Annotated in this window: 15 protein-coding genes and 7 tRNA genes; 4 read left to right on the forward strand and 18 right to left on the reverse strand. The window is 65.3% G+C overall.

The features are described 5' to 3' along the window. Positions 1 to 8 precede the first annotated feature (8 nt). Positions 9 to 1,055, forward strand: a complete 1,047-nt coding sequence (locus AC10QF_RS12870; RefSeq protein ID WP_069138948.1) for a glycosyltransferase family 9 protein — start codon at positions 9 to 11, stop codon at positions 1,053 to 1,055. Positions 1,056 to 1,073: 18 nt separating this feature from the next. Here the strand turns inward: AC10QF_RS12870 and AC10QF_RS12875 are convergent, their stop codons facing one another. Together AC10QF_RS12875 and AC10QF_RS12880 are read right to left on the reverse strand one after the other, a co-directional pair. After that, positions 1,074 to 1,478 carry a DUF6165 family protein gene (locus AC10QF_RS12875; protein WP_005415482.1) on the reverse strand — a complete coding sequence of 135 codons (405 nt, stop codon included), beginning with the start codon at positions 1,476 to 1,478 and terminating at the stop codon, positions 1,074 to 1,076. 942 nt (positions 1,479 to 2,420) lie between these two features. Then, positions 2,421 to 2,511: transfer RNA gene (locus tag AC10QF_RS12880), tRNA-Ser, on the reverse strand. Positions 2,512 to 2,676: 165 nt separating this feature from the next. On the opposite strand from AC10QF_RS12880, the gene AC10QF_RS12885 reads away from it, so the two are divergent. Beyond that, positions 2,677 to 3,381: a PP2C family protein-serine/threonine phosphatase gene (locus tag AC10QF_RS12885; RefSeq protein ID WP_005415481.1), complete on the forward strand. Its 705-nt coding sequence runs from the start codon at positions 2,677 to 2,679 to the stop codon at positions 3,379 to 3,381. Between the two features lie 69 nt (positions 3,382 to 3,450). On the opposite strand, the gene dnaQ is transcribed toward AC10QF_RS12885, so the two are convergent. Genes dnaQ through AC10QF_RS12900 form a run of 3 tightly spaced genes read right to left on the reverse strand, consistent with a single transcriptional unit; the run spans position 3,451 to position 5,296 of the window. Then, the gene (dnaQ, locus tag AC10QF_RS12890) at positions 3,451 to 4,182 is read right to left on the reverse strand and encodes a DNA polymerase III subunit epsilon (RefSeq protein ID WP_005415480.1); all 732 of its coding nucleotides are present in this window, start codon (positions 4,180 to 4,182) and stop codon (positions 3,451 to 3,453) included. A 4-nt stretch (positions 4,183 to 4,186) separates the two neighbouring features. After that, on the reverse strand, positions 4,187 to 4,639 hold the full coding sequence (rnhA, locus tag AC10QF_RS12895; RefSeq protein ID WP_005408275.1) for a ribonuclease HI: 453 nt from the start codon (positions 4,637 to 4,639) through the stop codon (positions 4,187 to 4,189). 12 nt (positions 4,640 to 4,651) lie between these two features. Further along, positions 4,652 to 5,296: a methyltransferase domain-containing protein gene (locus AC10QF_RS12900; RefSeq protein ID WP_494542336.1), complete on the reverse strand. Its 645-nt coding sequence runs from the start codon at positions 5,294 to 5,296 to the stop codon at positions 4,652 to 4,654. A gap of 11 nt (positions 5,297 to 5,307) precedes the next feature. Here AC10QF_RS12900 and gloB point away from each other — a divergent pair, with 11 nt between their 5' ends. Together gloB and AC10QF_RS12910 are read left to right on the forward strand one after the other, a co-directional pair. Then, a complete protein-coding gene (gene gloB, locus AC10QF_RS12905) occupies positions 5,308 to 6,072 on the forward strand; it encodes a hydroxyacylglutathione hydrolase (protein WP_065177986.1) in 765 nt (254 codons plus the stop codon). Beyond that, positions 6,069 to 7,271 (forward strand): lytic transglycosylase domain-containing protein, encoded by a 1,203-nt coding sequence (locus AC10QF_RS12910; protein WP_032953978.1) that lies wholly within the window; start codon positions 6,069 to 6,071, stop codon positions 7,269 to 7,271. Before gloB ends, AC10QF_RS12910 begins: the two co-directional genes overlap by 4 nt. A gap of 180 nt (positions 7,272 to 7,451) precedes the next feature. Here the strand turns inward: AC10QF_RS12910 and AC10QF_RS12915 are convergent, their stop codons facing one another. The 13 genes from AC10QF_RS12915 to AC10QF_RS12975 form a co-directional block, all read right to left on the reverse strand. Beyond that, positions 7,452 to 9,407 carry a peptidyl-prolyl cis-trans isomerase gene (locus AC10QF_RS12915; RefSeq protein ID WP_069138946.1) on the reverse strand — a complete coding sequence of 652 codons (1,956 nt, stop codon included), beginning with the start codon at positions 9,405 to 9,407 and terminating at the stop codon, positions 7,452 to 7,454. Between the two features lie 181 nt (positions 9,408 to 9,588). Next, positions 9,589 to 9,665 (reverse strand) — tRNA-Asp (locus AC10QF_RS12920). Positions 9,666 to 9,771: 106 nt separating this feature from the next. Further along, a tRNA-Asp gene (locus tag AC10QF_RS12925) sits at positions 9,772 to 9,848 on the reverse strand. 86 nt (positions 9,849 to 9,934) lie between these two features. Next, positions 9,935 to 10,011 (reverse strand) — tRNA-Asp (locus tag AC10QF_RS12930). Positions 10,012 to 10,093: 82 nt separating this feature from the next. Beyond that, positions 10,094 to 10,170, reverse strand: a tRNA-Asp gene (locus AC10QF_RS12935). A 26-nt stretch (positions 10,171 to 10,196) separates the two neighbouring features. Continuing rightward, positions 10,197 to 10,271: transfer RNA gene (locus AC10QF_RS12940), tRNA-Val, on the reverse strand. A gap of 11 nt (positions 10,272 to 10,282) precedes the next feature. After that, positions 10,283 to 10,555, reverse strand: a complete 273-nt coding sequence (locus tag AC10QF_RS12945) for an HU family DNA-binding protein (RefSeq protein ID WP_005408270.1) — start codon at positions 10,553 to 10,555, stop codon at positions 10,283 to 10,285. A 220-nt stretch (positions 10,556 to 10,775) separates the two neighbouring features. Next, positions 10,776 to 13,226 (reverse strand): endopeptidase La, encoded by a 2,451-nt coding sequence (gene lon / locus AC10QF_RS12950; RefSeq protein ID WP_494542337.1) that lies wholly within the window; start codon positions 13,224 to 13,226, stop codon positions 10,776 to 10,778. A gap of 143 nt (positions 13,227 to 13,369) precedes the next feature. Continuing rightward, a complete protein-coding gene (gene clpX / locus AC10QF_RS12955) occupies positions 13,370 to 14,659 on the reverse strand; it encodes an ATP-dependent Clp protease ATP-binding subunit ClpX (RefSeq protein WP_004154600.1) in 1,290 nt (429 codons plus the stop codon). 126 nt (positions 14,660 to 14,785) lie between these two features. Beyond that, positions 14,786 to 15,412 carry an ATP-dependent Clp endopeptidase proteolytic subunit ClpP gene (gene clpP / locus AC10QF_RS12960; RefSeq protein WP_004146318.1) on the reverse strand — a complete coding sequence of 209 codons (627 nt, stop codon included), beginning with the start codon at positions 15,410 to 15,412 and terminating at the stop codon, positions 14,786 to 14,788. A gap of 76 nt (positions 15,413 to 15,488) precedes the next feature. Beyond that, positions 15,489 to 16,784, reverse strand: coding sequence for a trigger factor (gene tig / locus AC10QF_RS12965; protein ID WP_069138945.1), 1,296 nt, complete (start codon positions 16,782 to 16,784; stop codon positions 15,489 to 15,491). A 189-nt stretch (positions 16,785 to 16,973) separates the two neighbouring features. Further along, a tRNA-Leu gene (locus AC10QF_RS12970) sits at positions 16,974 to 17,058 on the reverse strand. Between the two features lie 136 nt (positions 17,059 to 17,194). After that, positions 17,195 to 17,563, reverse strand: coding sequence for a hypothetical protein (locus tag AC10QF_RS12975; RefSeq protein ID WP_072168265.1), 369 nt, complete (start codon positions 17,561 to 17,563; stop codon positions 17,195 to 17,197). Positions 17,564 to 17,909 lie beyond the last annotated feature (346 nt).

Here is a 17,909-nt window from a genome sequence, read left to right on the forward strand (position 1 = left end):
AACAACACATGGCATCAGCGTCCTCCTCCTTGTGCCTCCTGCGCTTGTCCGCACTTGGCGATGTCACCCACGTGGTGCCCCTGGTGCGCACCCTGCAGGCCGCACGCCCGGACACGCCGATCCACTGGATCATCGACAAAGCCGGCCACAAGCTGCTCGACGGGCTGCCCGGCGTCACCTTCCATGCCTACGACAAGAAGAGCGGCATGGCCGGGGTCAAGGAACTGCGCAGGCACCTGCCACCGGGGCGCTTTGAAGCGCTGTTGCAGATGCAGGTCGCGTTCCGCGCCAACCTGCTGTCGGCCTTCATTCCGGCCGAGCGCCGCATCGGATACGACCGCAGCCGCTCCAAGGACCTGCACGGGCTCTTCATCAACGAGCGTATTCCCGATCGCCCCGGCATCCACGTGCTGGATGCCATCGGCAGCTTCTGCGAGCCGCTGGGCCTGCGCCAGACCGAAGTCAGCTGGGATCTGGCCGTGCCGCCGTCCGCCTTCGAGTGGGCCGCCGCGCAGTGGCAGGACGATGGCCGCCCGGTGCTGATGATCTCGCCCTGTTCCAGCCACGTGCGCCGCAACTGGTACGCCGACCGCTACGCCGCGGTGGCCAACCATGCCGTCCAGCGCGGCTGGCGGGTGGTGCTGTGCGGTGGCCGCAGCGAACTGGAGCGCCATATGGCCGATGCGATCCAGGCGCAGCTGCAGACCTCTGCATTGGACCTGGTTGGCAAGGACACGTTGAAGCAGCTGCCTGCCCTGCTGGCCCGCGCCAATCTGGTGATGACCCCGGACTCGGGCCCGATGCACATCGCCAACGCAATGGGCACCAAAGTACTGGGGCTGCATGCGGCCAGCAATCCGGACCGCAGCGGCCCGTACTCGGACCGCCGCTACTGCGTGGACCGCTACGACGACGCAGCGCGCAAGTACCTGGCCAAGCAGGCCACCGATCTGAAGTGGGGCACCAAGATCGAGTTCGACGATGTAATGGAACTGATTACCGTCGAAGACGGTATCGCCGCCTTCGAACGCTACGTCGCCGACCACCTGGGGTGAGCGGCGGACTGCCCGGGATCACGTGCGCTGCGCGTAATCCTGATAGGACTTCTCTTCCACGTACGCCGAACCCAGCGCCAGGTTGATCGCCTTCTTGATGCGCGCGCGCTCGTCGTTGCGCAGGTAGACACTGCGCGCCAGGTCGATGAAGCCCTGGTCGAACGCCTGCGCCTTCTCCTTCAGACGGATGTCGTCCTCGATGTCCCACAGCTGCTCGTTGACCGCCTTCAGCTCGGCACGCAGCTTGGCGATGTCCTTCACCGCAGCCGGGTGTGCCATCCAGGTCTGCTCCAGCGCCGACAGCTCCCTGCGCACATTGGCCAGCTTGCCCTCGTCGCTGATGCGCTCGGACTTGATCTGCAGGATCGAGATCTTGTCCAGCAGCTCTCCGAAGGAAACGGGGACGAGGATTTCAGCGGTCATCGGGAAAAGCTCCAGCAGGTGATGCGTACATGGTAACCCGCAGCGTCCGCACGGATATCCCGGTAGATCCACGCCATGCGTGGATGAGCCTGCCAGCAGGAACAGCATCCACGCACCGCGCGGATCTCCCGTGATGCATCTGGAGGACCAAGCCCCTCTGTTGAGTGGCTGCCCCGACAGGGGCGGGGAGAGGCCGGCAAAGGGAGGGGCCCACGCGTTGCGCAGCAACGTGTGGGGCGACGCGCGCAAAGCGCGTCGCGTCCCGCGCCAGATCAGGACATGGTCACTACAGCGCAACTCGCGCTGTCCATCCACGCATAGTGGATCTACGGATGCATCTGGAGAAACAAGCCCCTCTGTTGAGGGGCTGCCCCGACAGGGGCGGGGAGCGCCGGCAACGGGAGGGGCCCACGCGTTGCACAGCAACGTGTGGGGCGACGCGCGCAAAGCGCGTCGTGTCCCGCGCCAGATCAGGACATGGTCACTACGCCGCAAATCCCGATGTGCATCTACGCATGGCGTGGATTCACGGAGGCAATCTGGTGGAACAAGCCCCTCTGTTGAGGGGCTGCCCCGACAGGGGCGGGGAGAGGCCGGCAAAGGGAGGGGCCCACGCGTTGCACAGCAACGTGTGGGGCGACGCGCGCAAAGCGCGTCGTGTCCCGCGCCAGATAAAGAAAAAGGGCTGCCGTTCGGCAGCCCTTTTTCTTTATCTGGCGGAGAGGGGGGGATTGTCGGGTGCATCCATGCACCCGACCCTTCCGCGCGACGCGCTCCAGGGCCAGCCTACGGCTGTCCGGTTCTGCTCCTGCAGAACCGTCGAACCCCGTCGGGGGTTCTCATCCCCCCGCATCAGAGGTGTCGATCACTACAACAACCGCCTGCATCTCCCGAACGTTGACCAAGAAAAAAGCCGCCCAGTGGGCGGCTTTCTTCTTTATCTGGCGGAGAGGGGGGGATTCGAACCCCCGAGGCGCTATAAACGCCTGCCTGATTTCGAGTCAGGTACATTCAACCACTCTGCCACCTCTCCGGGTGGTCCCCGGCGGACCGGGGACGCGCATCATACGAGGAAGTGAGGCCGGCGACAAGTCATTCCGGTCAACGAAGTGAAAATTTCCTGAGTGCATGCCTTGCCGGATGCCTGCAGCCCCCCGATGATGCCTGTCTCCCCAGCAATACCCCGCCCCCGCACCCCATGATCGAATTCGGACACCTCACTCACCCCGGCCTGCGCCGCGAGCTCAACGAAGACACCTACTACGGTGACAGCGAGCTGGCCCTGTGGCTGGTGGCCGATGGCATGGGTGGCCACGCCTGCGGCGAGGTGGCCAGCGCGCTGGCGCGCGAAACCATCGTGCGCGAGATCCGCCGTGGCGCGCCGCTGGCCCAGGCCATCCGCACCGCTGACGAAGAGATCATCCGCGCCTCGCGCCGGCGCAACGACACCCTGCCGATGGGCACCACCGTGGTCGCCGCACGCGTGCAGGGCAATCGCTATGAAGTGGCATGGGTCGGTGACAGCCGCGCCTATCTGTGGCGTGACGGCCAGCTGGCCCAGCTCAGCCAGGACCACAGCGTGGTGCAGGAACTGGTCGCGCAGGGCAACCTGACGGCCGAACAGGCGCGTGCGCATCCACATCGCAACGTGGTCACCCAGGCGCTGGGCGTGACCGACCCGGCGCATCTGAACGTGGCCACCACCAGCGGTGAGCTGCGCCCGGGCATGCAGCTGCTGCTGTGCAGTGACGGCCTGACCGAGGAAGTGGACGACCGCAGCATCGCCCGCACCCTCGCCTTCGACGATGCCAGCGCGCAGGAATGCGTGGACACGCTGGTCGCGGCCGCGCTCGACGGCGGTGGCCGCGACAACATCAGCGTGATCCTGGTGCGCTGCCATTAAGCGGCAGATCCACGCCATGCGTGGATACGGCACTGCCGGCCAGCGTCCGGCAGTACCCCATGCCAGGCATTACGCGCTGGCGGGCTCTTCCACCTTCGGGCCATCCCACAAGGCGTAGCCGGCCTTCTTGCGCAGTCGTTCCAGACGCGCGCTGTGCGCTTCCAGTTCAGACGGGGTGGCCACCACGCGTGGGCGCGGCAGCAGTTTGCTGGTATCGAAGGCCTGCAGCGCGGCACCGGCGCCACCACCGTCATCGTCGCCCATGCCGAAGCCGATCTCTTCCTGGCCCGAGGTCAGCGCGATATAGACGTCGCCCAGGATCTGCGCGTCGAGCAGGCCGCCATGCAGCGCACGGTGCGAATTGTCCACGCCCAGGCGCTTGCACAGCGCATCCAGCGAATTACGCTGGCCCGGGAAGCGCTCGCGCGCCATCACCAGGGTATCGATCACCGTGCAGCGATCGGTGATCTTTCCATACTGCGGGCCCAGCAACGACAGCTCGTTGTCGAGGAAGCCCAGGTCGAACGCCGCGTTGTGGATGATCAGCTCGGCGCCATCGATGAAAGCCAGGAACTCATCGGCGATCTGCGCGAAGTCCGGCTTGTCAGCCAGGAACTCCAGGGTCAGGCCGGTGACTTCCTGCGCGCCCTGTTCGAATTCGCAGTCCGGCTTGATGTACTGGTGGTAGTTGTTGCCGGTCGGGCGGCGCTTGAACAGCTCCACGCAGCCGATTTCAACGATGCGGTTGCCCTTCTTCCATTCCAGGCCGGTGGTTTCGGTATCGAGGATGATCTGGCGCATGGACTCAGTTTACCGGGCTGGCGTCACGGATCTGGATGGCCGCGTTGCGCGCCAGGGTATCCACCCGCTCGTTGTCCGGGTCACCGGAGTGGCCCTTCACCCAGCGCCAATCGATCTGGTGCCGCAGCGTCGCCGCATGCAGGCGCTCCCACAGCTCGCGGTTCTTCACCGGGTCGCCGCCGGCGGTCTTCCAGTTCTTGCGGATCCAGCCGGGCATCCATTGGGTCAGGCCCTGCCGTACATACTGCGAATCGGTGTAGAGCACGATGTTGCACGGCTCGGTCAGCGTTTCCAGGCCGGAAATGGCCGCCATCAGCTCCATCCGGTTGTTGGTGGTGTGCGCTTCGCCGCCGCTCAGTTCACGCTCGTGGCCCTTGTAGCGCAGCAGTGCAGCCCAGCCGCCGGGGCCGGGATTGCCAAGGCAGGAACCGTCGGTGTGGATTTCAATGGTTTTCAATACAACTCCAGATCAGGTAGCAACGGTGCCGTGCCAACGCACCGGCAACGGTTTCGGCCCGGGCAGGGCCAGCGTTCGTTTTTCAGCATGGAACAGGCAGGCTGCGCGCAGTGGCGACCAACCGCCCGCGCGACGGCTGCCGGCGCCGCGCCAGAGCGGGCCGAGGAAACGCATATCGTCGCACTCCAGCCCGTGGCGGCCGAGCAGCAGGCGGATCCGCTGCGGCGTGCGCACCACCAGCCCGTGCTGGCGCCAGTGCGTGCGGTAAGGGCTGAACGGGTTGAGGCTGCTCAGCCACAGGTGGCCGCCCGGCATCAGCACGCGCTCGCACTCATCGAGCAACCGATCAGCGTCAGCTGCGGTGACATGCTGCAACACGACCGCATTGACGCTTTCATTGGCCAGCGGCAGCGGCAACGCACAGAGGGTGTCGCCGGCATAGCCGTGCCCCTGCCGGTACAGGCGCAGGCCGCGCCCGCCAAGCTGCGCATCGTCCAGCCATGCGGCACTCGGCGCGATCCACAGCCAGGGCTGCACCGGCAGCAACGACAGCTGCGGCAGCAGCAGTTGCCGCTCCAGAACGCGCAGGGCTTCCGCTGGTTCGCTGTCGAACCACGGGGTCTGGCTCGCTTGACGGGTGCTCTGCAGCGCGGGCATGGTCCAATTCTATGCGACTGACTGCCCTGCCCGCATTTGCGGACAACTACATCTGGACCTTGATCGACGACGACGGTAACGCCGTGGTCGTCGATCCCGGCGATGCCGCGCCGGTGCTTGCGCTCGCCGATCAGGGCCTGCGCGTGGACACGATCCTGCTCACCCATCATCACGATGACCACATCGGTGGCGTGCCGGTGCTGCAGGCACGTTTTCCTGGAGTCCGGGTGATCGCACCCGTCGAGGAGCGCATCCCCACGGCAACCGAACGGGTCGGCGAAGGTGAACGCGTTCAGGCACTGGGCCAGGCGTTCCACGTACTATCCGTGCCCGGGCATACCCGCAGCCACATCGCGTTTCACACTGCTGAACATCTTTTCAGCGGAGATTCGTTGTTCAGCCTGGGCTGTGGACGCCTGTTCGAAGGTACGCCGTCCCAGCTGCTGGCATCGATGCGCAAGCTGGGTACCTTGCCCGCGCAACTGCTGCTTTGTTGCGCTCATGAGTACACCGTGTCAAATGCCGTCTTCGCGCGGCATGTCGACCCCGCCAACGCTGCCTTGCGGCAGCGCCAAGAGGAGGCTTTGGCCATGCGCCGCGATGACCGTTCCACCCTGCCGGTAACCCTGGCCAGCGAATTCGACTGCAATCCGTTCCTGCGTGTGCACACTGCGCCGATCCGCGCGTCGGTGTCGGCGCACCTGGGCCGTGACGTCGTTGACGACGTCGACGTGATGGCCGGTCTCCGGCACTGGAAAGACGGCTTCCGCGCATGATGCGCCGAAGTCTGCCGCTGGCCCTGGGCCTGGTCCTGGGGCTGGCCGGAACCGCCGGCGCCCAGTCGCTGGGCGCTGGCATCGGCCAGAACCTGACCGCCGCCGCGGCCCTGCCACTGGATCCGGCCGCGTTGCCGGCCGCGTCGGTCCGCAACGGCCAGGAGATCTTCTCCAGCTTCCGCGACGGCCTGGCCGAGCCCACCTGCAATGCCGAGGCCACCAGCCCGCGCTGGCAGAAGCAGTTCGCCCACGCCCCGTCGCGCCTGGCCAACCAGGATGACGATGCACTGGTGCTGTTCGGCTATGTGGTCGAAGAGCTGCGCAAGGCCAACCTGCCTACCGAGTTCGCGCTGATTCCGTTCGTGGAAAGCGGTTACCGGCCCAATGCACGCAATGGCAGCGGCCCGACCGGCCTGTGGCAGTTCATCGCCACCACTGCGCGCAATCACCGCGTGCCCATGGCCAACGGCTACGACGGGCGCCTGTCGGCGGTCGATTCCACCCAGGCCGCAGTGCGCTACCTGAAGACCCTGCACGGCATGTTCGGCGGCGACTGGCGCCTGGCCACCATGGCCTACAACGCCGGCGAGTACCGCGTGCTGCAATCGATGCGCAAGGCCGGCATGAACGCGCAGAACGCCAAGCCCTCGGCGCTGCCCGGCCTGTCGCCGGTCACCCATGCCTACGTCGAGAAGCTGCATGCCCTGGCCTGCGTGCTGGAAGATGTGGAAGACCAGCCAGGTGTCATGGCCTCGCTGGACCGCACCGTGCCCGTACTGAAGGACCACACCCTGCCCGCCGGCACCAGCGTCCAGCAGTGGGCCGCACAGCGTGCCCTGGACCCGGCCAGGATCGTCCGCCTCAACCCCGCCCTGGCGGGCGGTGGGCGCGTCTCGTCCGGCACCACCCGCGTGCTGGCGCCGGTCTCGGCCGCCAGCGCGACCGTGGCGGACACCGCCACCGCACTGGTGGCCAGTAGCGTACCTGTTGCCGCCGCCTCGCCAACGCCACAGGTCGCCAAGACCGTGGCCGCGATCGCCGATCGTCCGCGCAGTCGTCGCCACACCGTGCGGGATGGTGAATCGGCCTGGACCATCGCCCGCCGCTATGGCATGCCGGTCAAGGCGCTACTGTCGCTGAACGGCCTGAGCGGCAGCAGCGTGCTGAAGCCGGGCGCCGTGCTGCGCGTGGAGGACTGAGTCCGGCGCGGCACCGCCGCGCCCTGCCCGCCCCTTTGTTCTGGAGAGCCGAGCCCACGCTCGGCTTTTTTAATGCCTGCGCCCAGCAGGCGCAGTCGAGCATGGCTCGACGCTACGCATCGGAAGGCACAAAAAAGGCCCGGCATTGCCGGGCCTCTCTCATGGGTGCCGCCGCGAGGCTTACAGGTTCGCTTCGGTGGTCTGGATCATGAACTTCTTGCGCATCGCTTCGATGTAGGCCTTGGCTGCGGCCATGCCGTCGATCTGGCTCAGCTGTTCCTTCAGCTGCTTCTGCTGCTCTGCAGTCACTTCCTTGATGTCGCCCGGATTGACCTTGTTCACCGCGAACAGCAGCGCGTGGCCATTGACGTCGACCTTGCCATAGCTCGGCTTGCCTTCAGCCGGCACCGGCGCACTGAAGATCGCGCGGTTGATTTCCGGGGTCGGCACCGGCTGGCTGCGCGGCAGGCCCGGCATCGGGCTCAGCTGCAGCTTCTCGCTGGCGGCCAGCGACTGCAGGGTGGCGCCCGCCTTCAGCTTGGCCAGGATGGCATCGGCCGCCTTGTCGCTGGCCTGGCGCTGGCGATCAGCACGGATCGCAGCGATCACCTGGTCACGGGCCTTGTCCAGCGGCAGGGCCTGTTCCGGGGTGTGTGCAGCCACACGGATGACCACGCTGTGGTTGGTCGCGCCGCCCAGGGCGATCGGGTCACTGGCGGTACCGTCCTGCACCAGCACGTCGGAGAAGGCGGCACGCAGCACGGCCGGGTCAGCGGCGATGCCGCTGGCGGTCGCGCGGGTGATCGGGCCCAGGGTCTGCAGCGGCAGGTTCACTTCCTTGGCGGCGGAAGCCAGGTCGCTCGGGCTCTTGTTGATGGCATCGACCAGGCGACCGGCCAGTTCGTTGAAGCCGCGCTCGCCGTCGGCCTTCAGCTGCTCGGCAGCCAGGGTGTCACGCACTTCCTCGAACGACTTGCCCTGGCCACCGCGCACAGCGGCCACCTTGATGATGTGGTAACCGAACTCGGTCTTGACCGGGCCGATCACGTCACCGGCCTTGGCCGCAAACAGCGCGTCCTCGAACGGCTTGACCATCGCACCGCGCTCGACCCAGCCCAGGTCACCGCCCTGGTCCTTGGAGCCCGGATCTTCCGAATTGGCCTTGGCCAGCGCAGCGAAGTCGGCACCGGCCGCCTTGGCTTCGGCAGCGATCCTGTTCGCCTTGGCTTCGGCGCCGTCACCGGTGATCAGGATGTGCGAGGCCTGACGCTGCTCCGGCGAGGTGAACTTTGCCTTTTCCTCTTCATAGCGCTTGCGCAGGGTCGCTTCATCGGCCGGGGTCGGTGCCGGCAGGTTCGCACCGTTGATCTCGACGTACTCCAGCGACACGCTCTCGGCCTGGCGGAAATCCTTGCCGTGGCTGTCGTACCACTTCTTGATCTGATCGTCGGTGACCGGCGCGGTATCGGCCGGTACGGGCGGCAACGCGGCCAGCTCGACGTCGCGGGTTTCGCCCAGCAGCTTCAACAGGCGCTCGGTCTCGGCCTGGGTGACGAAGCCGGAGCTCTGCAGGCCCGATGGGATCACCGACTGCTGCAGGCTCTCACGCACCAGTTCCTGGAACTGGGTCGGGGTACGCGGCGGATTGCCACCGGCCAATGCCAGCCGGTAGTTGTTCTCGTTGAACTTGCCGTTCGAATCGAGGAACGCCGGCATGGTCGCGATGTATTCGCGCACAGCGCCGTCGCCGATCACCACGCCCGCCTGTTCACCGACCAGGCGCACGACCTGTTCGTCGATCAGCTGATCGAGCACGGCCATCTTGTTCTCGGTGCTCTCGAACGCGCGCGGGTCGAAGTTGTCGCCCTGCTGCTGGCGCTCACGCATGCGCTCCTGCTCGAAACGCGTACGGAAATCCTGCGAGCTGATCTCATGGTGCTGCCACAGCATGCGCACCGGCCACCACGACGGCGCCGAACGCCACCAGGTGGGCGGCGCGGAAACCTTGGCCACGTTCTGTGCGCCAACGCCACCGAGGTAGCTGTTGTCGATCACGAACAGGAACGGAATCATCAGCAGCCCCAGGATCACGGTGACGATCCAGCCTGAGGTCTTGTCGCGGAGTTTCTGCAGCATGGTGAGGAATCACAAGGCCTGATTGGCGAGCCCGGCAGTGTAACCCGCTTCGCCGCAGGGACCAAAAGCAGCACCGACGCGGCCCGCGCCCACTTGCGCAGGCACGCACCATCAGTGCATCGGCCAACTCCATCCTGGCGCAAAGAAAAAGCCCCCGGCTTGCGCCGAGGGCTTTTAGAGTTGGCGGAGCGGACGGGACTCGAACCCGCGACCTCCGGCGTGACAGGCCAGCATTCTAACCAGCTGAACTACCGCTCCGCGCTTGAACTTTGCAGGTGCCCAGTATATCCGAAGACTCGCTGGAAACCCAGCCCGATGAACACTTTTTTCAAAGTTTTTTCACAGGGGCTTAAGAAGTCTGCAATGGCGGAGCGGACGGGACTCGAACCCGCGACCTCCGGCGTGACAGGCCAGCATTCTAACCAGCTGAACTACCGCTCCGTTCTTGCAAAGACTTTTCGCCTTCCTCCCGAACCTCTCGGTGAGAAGACAAGGCCCCCAGCCTTGAACCGGGGGCCTGGATGTACTGGCGGAGCGGACGGGACTCGAACCCGCGACCTCCGGCGTGACAGGCCAGCATTCTAACCAGCTGAACTACCGCTCCGCGTTGTTACCTTTTTGCTTTCAGCCGGCCTGGACCGGGGAGAAAACAAAGCCTCCAGCTTTTGGCCGGAGGCCTCGTTGAATGGCGGAGCGGACGGGACTCGAACCCGCGACCTCCGGCGTGACAGGCCAGCATTCTAACCAGCTGAACTACCGCTCCACACTCAAACTTTTACCGCGGTGCTGTGGTGGGTGCTGAGGGTTTCGAACCCCCGACCCTCTCCGTGTAAAGGAGACGCTCTACCGCTGAGCTAAGCACCCCAGCGAGCCGCTTAGTTTACAGCATCCTTCAGGGCCTTGCCAGCCTTGAACGACGGATTCTTCGAAGCAGCGATCTTGATGGTGTCGCCGGTCTTCGGGTTGCGGCCGGTGCGGGCAGCACGGTCGCGGACCTGGAAGGTACCGAAGCCAACCAGGGTGACCGCATCGCCGTCCTTCAGCGCCTTGGTGATGGCAGCAACGACGGCATCGACAGCGCGGCTGGACTCTGCCTTGGTCAGGTCGGCAGCTTCAGCAACGGCATCGATCAATTCGGTCTTGTTCATTCTCTACAACTCCTTTGGCGGTGGGTTCCGCTTATTCGACAGGGAAGCAACCGCACGCCATCTGCATGCGGCCGCCATGTGGAAACGGTTCGCCGAATTCCAGCGATCACCAGACTGCGACCACTCATTCGCGAGTGCTGCTTTTATACCAGTGGCCCTACCCCCACGCAAGCTGGAAAGCCAGCAACGACGCGGGTTTCGGGCCATTGGACAGCGCGCGTCAATGCTTGACGCGCGCGTTTCCACTCGGTTTGGCCTTGCTGCGCACCGTGACACGCTGCGCACTCTTGCGCGCCTTCTTCGGTGCCAACGGACGCTCCAGCGCCAGGTCCAGGACTTCTTCGATGTACTTCACCGGCACGATCTTCAGGTCGCGGGTGACGTTGGCCGGGATGTCGGCCAGGTCCTTGCGGTTCTCTTCCGGGATGATGACCGTGCGGATGCCGCCACGCAGTGCAGCCAGCAGCTTCTCCTTCAGGCCACCGATGGCAGTGACGCGACCACGCAGGGTGATCTCGCCGGTCATCGCCACATCGGCGCGCACCGGCACCCTGGTCAGCATCGACACCAGCGAGGTGACCATCGCCGCGCCGGCACTCGGGCCATCCTTCGGCGTGGCGCCATCGGGCACGTGCAGGTGTACGTCGTGCTTCTGCAGGAAGTCGCTGTCGATGCCGAAGCCGACCGCGCGCGAACGCACCACCGACAGCGCCGCCGACGCCGATTCCTTCATCACGTTGCCGAGCTGGCCGGTCAGGATCAGCTGGCCCTTGCCCGGCACCAGGGTCGATTCGATCTGCAGCAGGTCGCCACCGACTTCGGTCCAGGCCAGGCCGGTGACCAGGCCGATTTCATTCTCTTCCTCGGCACGGCCGAAGTCGAAGCGACGCACGCCCAGGTACTTGTCCAGGTTCTTGCTGGACACGCTCACCAGCGCCTTCTTCTTCGCGCCCTTCTTCGCCTTCGCTGCCGGCTGCGGGCCAGCCAGCGCGATCTCCTTCACCACCTTGCGGCAGATCTTGGCGATCTCGCGTTCCAGGTTGCGCACGCCCGATTCACGCGTGTAGTAGCGCACGATGTCCTGGATGGCATCACTGCCGATCTCCAGCTCTTCCGGCTGCAGACCGTTGGCCTTGACCTGCTTCGGCACCAGGTAGCGGGTCGCGATGTTGAGCTTCTCGTCCTCGGTGTAGCCGGGGATGCGGATCACTTCCATGCGGTCCAGCAGCGGGCCGGGAATGTTGAGCGAGTTCGAGGTCGCCACGAACATCACTTCGGACAGGTCCAGGTCCACTTCCAGGTAGTGGTCGTTGAATGCGTTGTTCTGCTCCGGATCGAGCACTTCCAGCAGCGCCGAAGACGGATCGCCACGGAAGTCCATCGACATCTTGTCGATCTCGTCGAGCACGAACAGCGGGTTCTTGCTGCCGACCTTGTTGAGGTTCTGCACGATGCGGCCCGGCATGGAACCGACGTAGGTACGGCGGTGGCCACGGATTTCGGCCTCGTCGCGAACGCCGCCCAGCGACATGCGCACGAACTTGCGGTTGGTGGCCTTGGCAATGGACTGGCCCAGCGAGGTCTTGCCCACGCCCGGCGGCCCGACCAGGCACAGGATCGGGCCCTTCATCTGCTTCACGCGCGACTGCACCGCCAGGTATTCAAGGATGCGCTCCTTGACCTTCTCCAGGCCGTAGTGGTCGGCATCGAGCGTATCCTGCGCGACCTTCAGGTCCTTGCGCACCTTGCTGCGCTTCTTCCACGGCACGCCCAGCAGCCACTCCAGGTAGTTGCGCACGACGGCGGCTTCGGCCGACATCGGCGACATCTGCTTGAGCTTGTTCAGTTCGTTGCGCGCCTTGGCTTCAACCGCCTTCGGCATGCCGGCCTCGGCAATCTTGCGGGCCAGTTCTTCCAGCTCGCCCGGCGCGTCGTCCAGGTCACCCAGTTCCTTCTGGATAGCCTTCATCTGTTCGTTGAGGTAGTACTCGCGCTGGCTCTTCTCCATCTGCGACTTCACGCGGCCGCGGATGCGCTTCTCCATCTGCTGCACGTCGATCTCGCCGTCGACCAGGCCGACCAGCATCTCCAGGCGGTCACCGACGGCCAGCGTTTCCAGCAGGCGCTGCTTGTCGGCCAGGCGCACGCTGATGTGCGCAGCGATGGTGTCGGCCAGGCGCGCCGGCTCATCGATGCCCGACAGCGTCTGCAGCAGCTCCGGCGGCAGCTTGCGGTTGGTCTTCACGTACTGCTCGAACAGCGACATCAGCGAGCGGGCAATCGCCTCGACCTCGCGCGCCTCGCGCTCGTCGGTGGCGTCGATCTCCACGGCCTGGCCATGCAGCGAGCCGTCGCGCTCGTCGACGTGGGCGACCTGCACGCGCGACAGGCCTTCAACCAGCACCTTGATGGTGCCGTCGGGCAGCTTCAGCAGCTGCAGCACCTGCGCCAGCGTGCCGACCTGGTAGAGGTCGGCCGCATGCGGGTCGTCGGTCTCGGCCGACTTCTGCGCCAGCAGCAGGATGCGCTTGTCCGCCTCCATTGCCTGTTCGAGCGCGTGCATGGACTTGTCACGGCCGACGAACAGCGGGATGACCATGTGCGGGAACACCACTACGTCGCGCAGCGGCAGGACCGGCAGGTCGAGGGTTTCACTTGGGGAACGGGCCATGGGGGCTCCAGGGAAGGGGGAAAACCGCCTCCGGGAGGGCATCTTCCGGAGACAAAAAAAGCCGATGGCCCCGTTATGGGGCCATCGGCTTTCAGATGCAAGGCATTCCTTTAAAATCCTTTCCAATCAACAACCTGGAAGGATCACTCGGCGCCTGCGGCCTTCTGTTCAGGGGCCGCCGGGGTCTGGTAGATCAGGTACGGCTCGGACTTGTGCTCGATCACCGATTCGTCCACGACCACCTTGCTGACGTTCTCCTGCGACGGCAGGTCATACATGGTGTCCAGCAGGACCGATTCGACGATGGTGCGCAGGCCACGGGCGCCGGTCTTGCGCTTGAGCGCCTTCCTGGCGATGGCCGACAACGCGTCCGGACGGAACTCCAGTTCCACGTTTTCCATCTCGAACAGCTTCTTGAACTGCTTGGTGATGGCGTTCTTCGGCTCGGTCAGGATCTTGATCAGGGCCGGCTCGTCCAGCTCCTCCAGGGTCGCGACCACCGGCAGGCGGCCGACGAACTCGGGAATCAGGCCGAACTTGATCAGGTCTTCCGGCTCGACTTCCGCCAGCACCTTGCCCACTTCCTGCTTGCGCTCGCTGCTCTTCACCTTGGCGCCGAAGCCGATGCTGCCGACGTCGGTGGAACGCGCCTGGATCACCTTGTCCAGCCCGGCGAACGCGCCGCCGCAGATGAACAGGATGTTCTTGGTGTCCACCTGCAGGAATTCCTGCTGCGGGTGCTTGCGGCCGCCCTGCGGCGGAACGCTGGCCACGGTACCTTCGATCAGCTTCAGCAGGGCCTGCTGCACGCCTTCGCCGGACACATCGCGGGTAATCGACGGGTTCTCGCTCTTGCGCGAGATCTTGTCGATTTCATCGATGTAGACGATGCCCTGCTGCGCCTTCTCGACGTCGTAGTCGCACTTCTGCAGCAGCTTCTGGATGATGTTCTCCACGTCCTCGCCCACGTAACCGGCTTCGGTCAGCGTGGTGGCGTCGGCCATGGTGAACGGCACGTTGAGCAGGCGGGCCAGGGTCTCGGCCAGCAGCGTCTTGCCCGAACCGGTCGGGCCGACCAGCAGGATGTTCGACTTCGCCAGTTCGACGTCGTCGTTCTTCTGCCGGCTCTCGATGCGCTTGTAGTGGTTGTACACGGCCACTGCCAGCGTGCGCTTGGCACGGTTCTGGCCGATCACGTACTGGTCAAGGACCTCGAGGATCTCGCGCGGCTTGGGCAGCGAACTGCGCGCCGACTGCGCCTTTTCCTCAAGTTCCTCACGGATGATGTCGTTGCACAGCTCCACGCACTCATCGCAGATGAACACGCTCGGACCCGCAATCAGCTTGCGCACTTCATGCTGGCTCTTGCCGCAGAAAGAGCAGTAGAGGATCTTGCCGGTGTCCGTGGAACGACCTTGGCGGTCTTCGCTCATGCTTCGCTTACCCAGTTACCCCACCCGCTGAACGGGGGTTCGATTCGAGAATAGCACAGGGCCGAGGGGACACCAGTCCCACCCGACCCTGCAGGAACGAGGCCTCCCTGGCCCCGTGAAGGCCGGTCAACCGGCCTGGATCGACTCATCCGGACGACGCTCCAGGACCTGATCGACCAGACCGTAGGCCTGCGCCTCGAAGGCGCTCTTGAAGTTGTCGCGCTCGGTATCACGGGCGATCGTCTCCAGCGACTGGCCGGTGTGCTTGGCCAGCACCTCGTTCAGGCGCGAACGCAGGGTCAGGATCTCGCGCGCGTGGATGTCGATGTCGGTGGCCTGGCCCTGGTAGCCACCCAGCGGCTGATGGATCATCACGCGCGAGTTCGGCAGCGCATAGCGCTTGCCGGCTTCGCCCGCGGCCAGCAGCAGGGCGCCCATCGAGGCGGCCTGGCCGATGCAGGTGGTGCTCACATTCGGCTTGATGTACTGCATGGTGTCGTAGATCGCCATGCCGGCGGTGACCACGCCACCCGGCGAGTTGATGTAGATGTTGATGTCCTTTTCCGGGTTTTCCGATTCCAGGAACAGCAACTGCGCCACCACCACGTTGGCCATGTGATCGTCGATCGGGCCCACGAGGAAGATCAGGCGCTCCTTCAACAGGCGCGAATAGATGTCGTAGGCACGCTCGCCGCGGCTGGTCTGCTCGACCACCATCGGAACCAGGTTCAGGGCTTTGGTTCGGTTGTCCATTACGTGAGGTACCTATCTTGGGGGGCAACAACCCCGCGCCGGCAAAGGCGCGGGGCATCCGGTGATCCGCCCGGGCTTACTGGCGGATCGCGTCCTGGAACGACAGCTTCTCTTCGGTGTGCTGGGCACGCTCGGCGATCCAGTCGATCACCTGCTCTTCCATCACACGGTTCTGCAGGCCAGACATCAACTGGGGGTCGTTGCGGTACATCTCAATGACCTGCTCCGGCTCTTCGTAGGTCGAAGCGATCAGACGCATCGTTTCATTCAGGCGCTTGGCTTCCAGGCGCAGGTCGTTGATGCGGGCCACTTCACCGACCAGCAGGCCGACCAGCACGCGCTTGGCGGCAGCGTCCTTGAAGCCTTCGTGGGCATCGGCCGGGATCTCGCCGACGTTCTGGCCGTTACGGCGCAGCTGCTCGACCTGCTGGGCCAGCATGGCGCGGGCTTCGTTTTCGACCAGGCGCGGCGGCATTTCGACCGAGGAGTAGGCCGCGATCAGCTGCTCGCCCACTTCGCGGCGCAGGCGGTTCATCAACGCACCCTTCAGCTCGCGCTCCAGGTTGGCGCGGATGTCGCTGCGGAACTGCTCCACATCGCCGCCCTTCACGCCGAAGCTCTTGATGAAGGCTTCGTCGACCGCCGGCACGACCGGCTCGGAGACCTCGGTGACCTTGACGGTGACCTGCACGGTCTTGCCGGCCAGCACCGGCACGCGCCAGTCAGCCGGGAACTCGACGTCCAGGGTCTTCTCTTCGCCCTTGGCCAGGCCGACCAGGCCCTTCTCGATGGTGTCGAACATCATGCCCTGGCCGAGCACGATCGAACCCTTCTCGGTGCCCTCGGCCGGCAGGCGCTCTTCGCCGGCCTGCGACCAGGTTTCCACCGCGACCAGGTCACCGTCCTGCGCGCCACGGCTGACCGGGGCCCAGGTACGACGCTGGTTCTGCAGGTTCTCGATCATCTGGTCGATGTCGGCGTCGGTGATCTCGGCGGTATGGCGCACGACGGTCAGCTTGCTGACGTCGATGTCGCCGAAGTCCGGCACCACTTCCACGGTGGCCACGAAGGAGAACTCACCCTCGTCGCCCTTGTCGATGCGCGGGCTGCCGACGATGCGCAGGTCGTGCTCGCGCACGGCCGCATCGAAGGTTTCGCGCAGCAGGCCGTCCAGCGCCTCGCCACGGACCTGCGCGCCGAAGCGCTGCTCGATCACCTTGGCCGGCACCTTGCCCGGGCGGAAACCCTTGATGCGGGTGGTACGGGCGATTTCGCCGAGGCGGCCGGCGATGTGGCTCTGCAGACGCTCTTCCGGCAGCGAGAAGCTCAGGCGGCGTTCCAGGTTGCCGGTGGATTCGATCGAAGCTTGCATGTTGACTCCTGCCACCGGTGGCCCAGGCCCCCGGCTCGATGATTGGGATGAAACGGTTGTAAGGACGCGACGTCTGGGACGCGCCTGCTTGCCGCAGCCCTTTAGTTTCGCCCAATTCGGCTTGCACTGCCAGCGCGTGCCGGTCAAGGGGGCGCAGATGGCCCGATCAGGGCGGGGACAGGCCGGCACTGGTGCGAAAGGGGGGACTCGAACCCCCACGCCTTGCGGCACTGGAACCTAAATCCAGGGCGTCTACCAATTCCGCCACTTTCGCGTGGCCGGCGCAGGTGTTCATTGTCGCAGGCGATGGCGGGAAGCGGAAGGCCTGCACAAAACTGAACATGGCAATGGTGCGCAGCCCGCGCGTTGAACCACCCCGGCGAGCGCAAGCTCATCCGGGGTGGCGGGGTTCACTGCTGCGGCCTGGCCTTGGCCGACGCCGTATCGGCACCCTGCCCGGCTGCAGGATCCACCTTGCGGATCTCCACGCCCCCGTCGCCGGTGCGCCGCAGGGCCGCCGGCTCCGGCGTGGCCTTGCGCACATCCACCGAACCGTCCGCATTGCGCTGCACGTCCACCGCATCGGGCAGGGCCTCCCGCTCTGCCGGCTGAGCCGGCTGCATCTGCATGGCCTCACCGACCGGGCGCGCAGGAGCACTTTCAGTGCCAGCATCGCGTTCGACGGTCTGCGCGGGATTGTCGGCGGGCGCGCAGGCCGCCAGTGCCAGCAACGCGAAGGAAACCCACAGCGTGCGGTGCAATCGATTGATATGAGCCATCAACATCTTCCTTCGTGCATGCGCCGTCGGCGCGGAAGATCCATTGGGTGCGATGCAGGATGCGATGCGGTGAGATGCAGCGCACAGCATTGATAACACTGATGACGCGTATGACCCTGATTTCAGCATTGCTTCAGTCGATCCACGCCATGCGCGGATGAAATGCCCCCCAGCGAACAGGCAAGAAAAAAGCCACTTGGCGAACCAAGTGGGAAGCTGCCGCGCATTCGCGCCGCAGCCCCACGCTTTGCGCGGCAAAGCGCGGGCCCCACTTCATCAGCCGCCACATCCCTGCGGCTTCGCCGCGCCCCCTTGACTCAAGGGGGCTCCACTCCAGCCAGCACCG

Source organism: Stenotrophomonas maltophilia complex sp. Om-AH-Sm3, assembly GCF_059337855.1.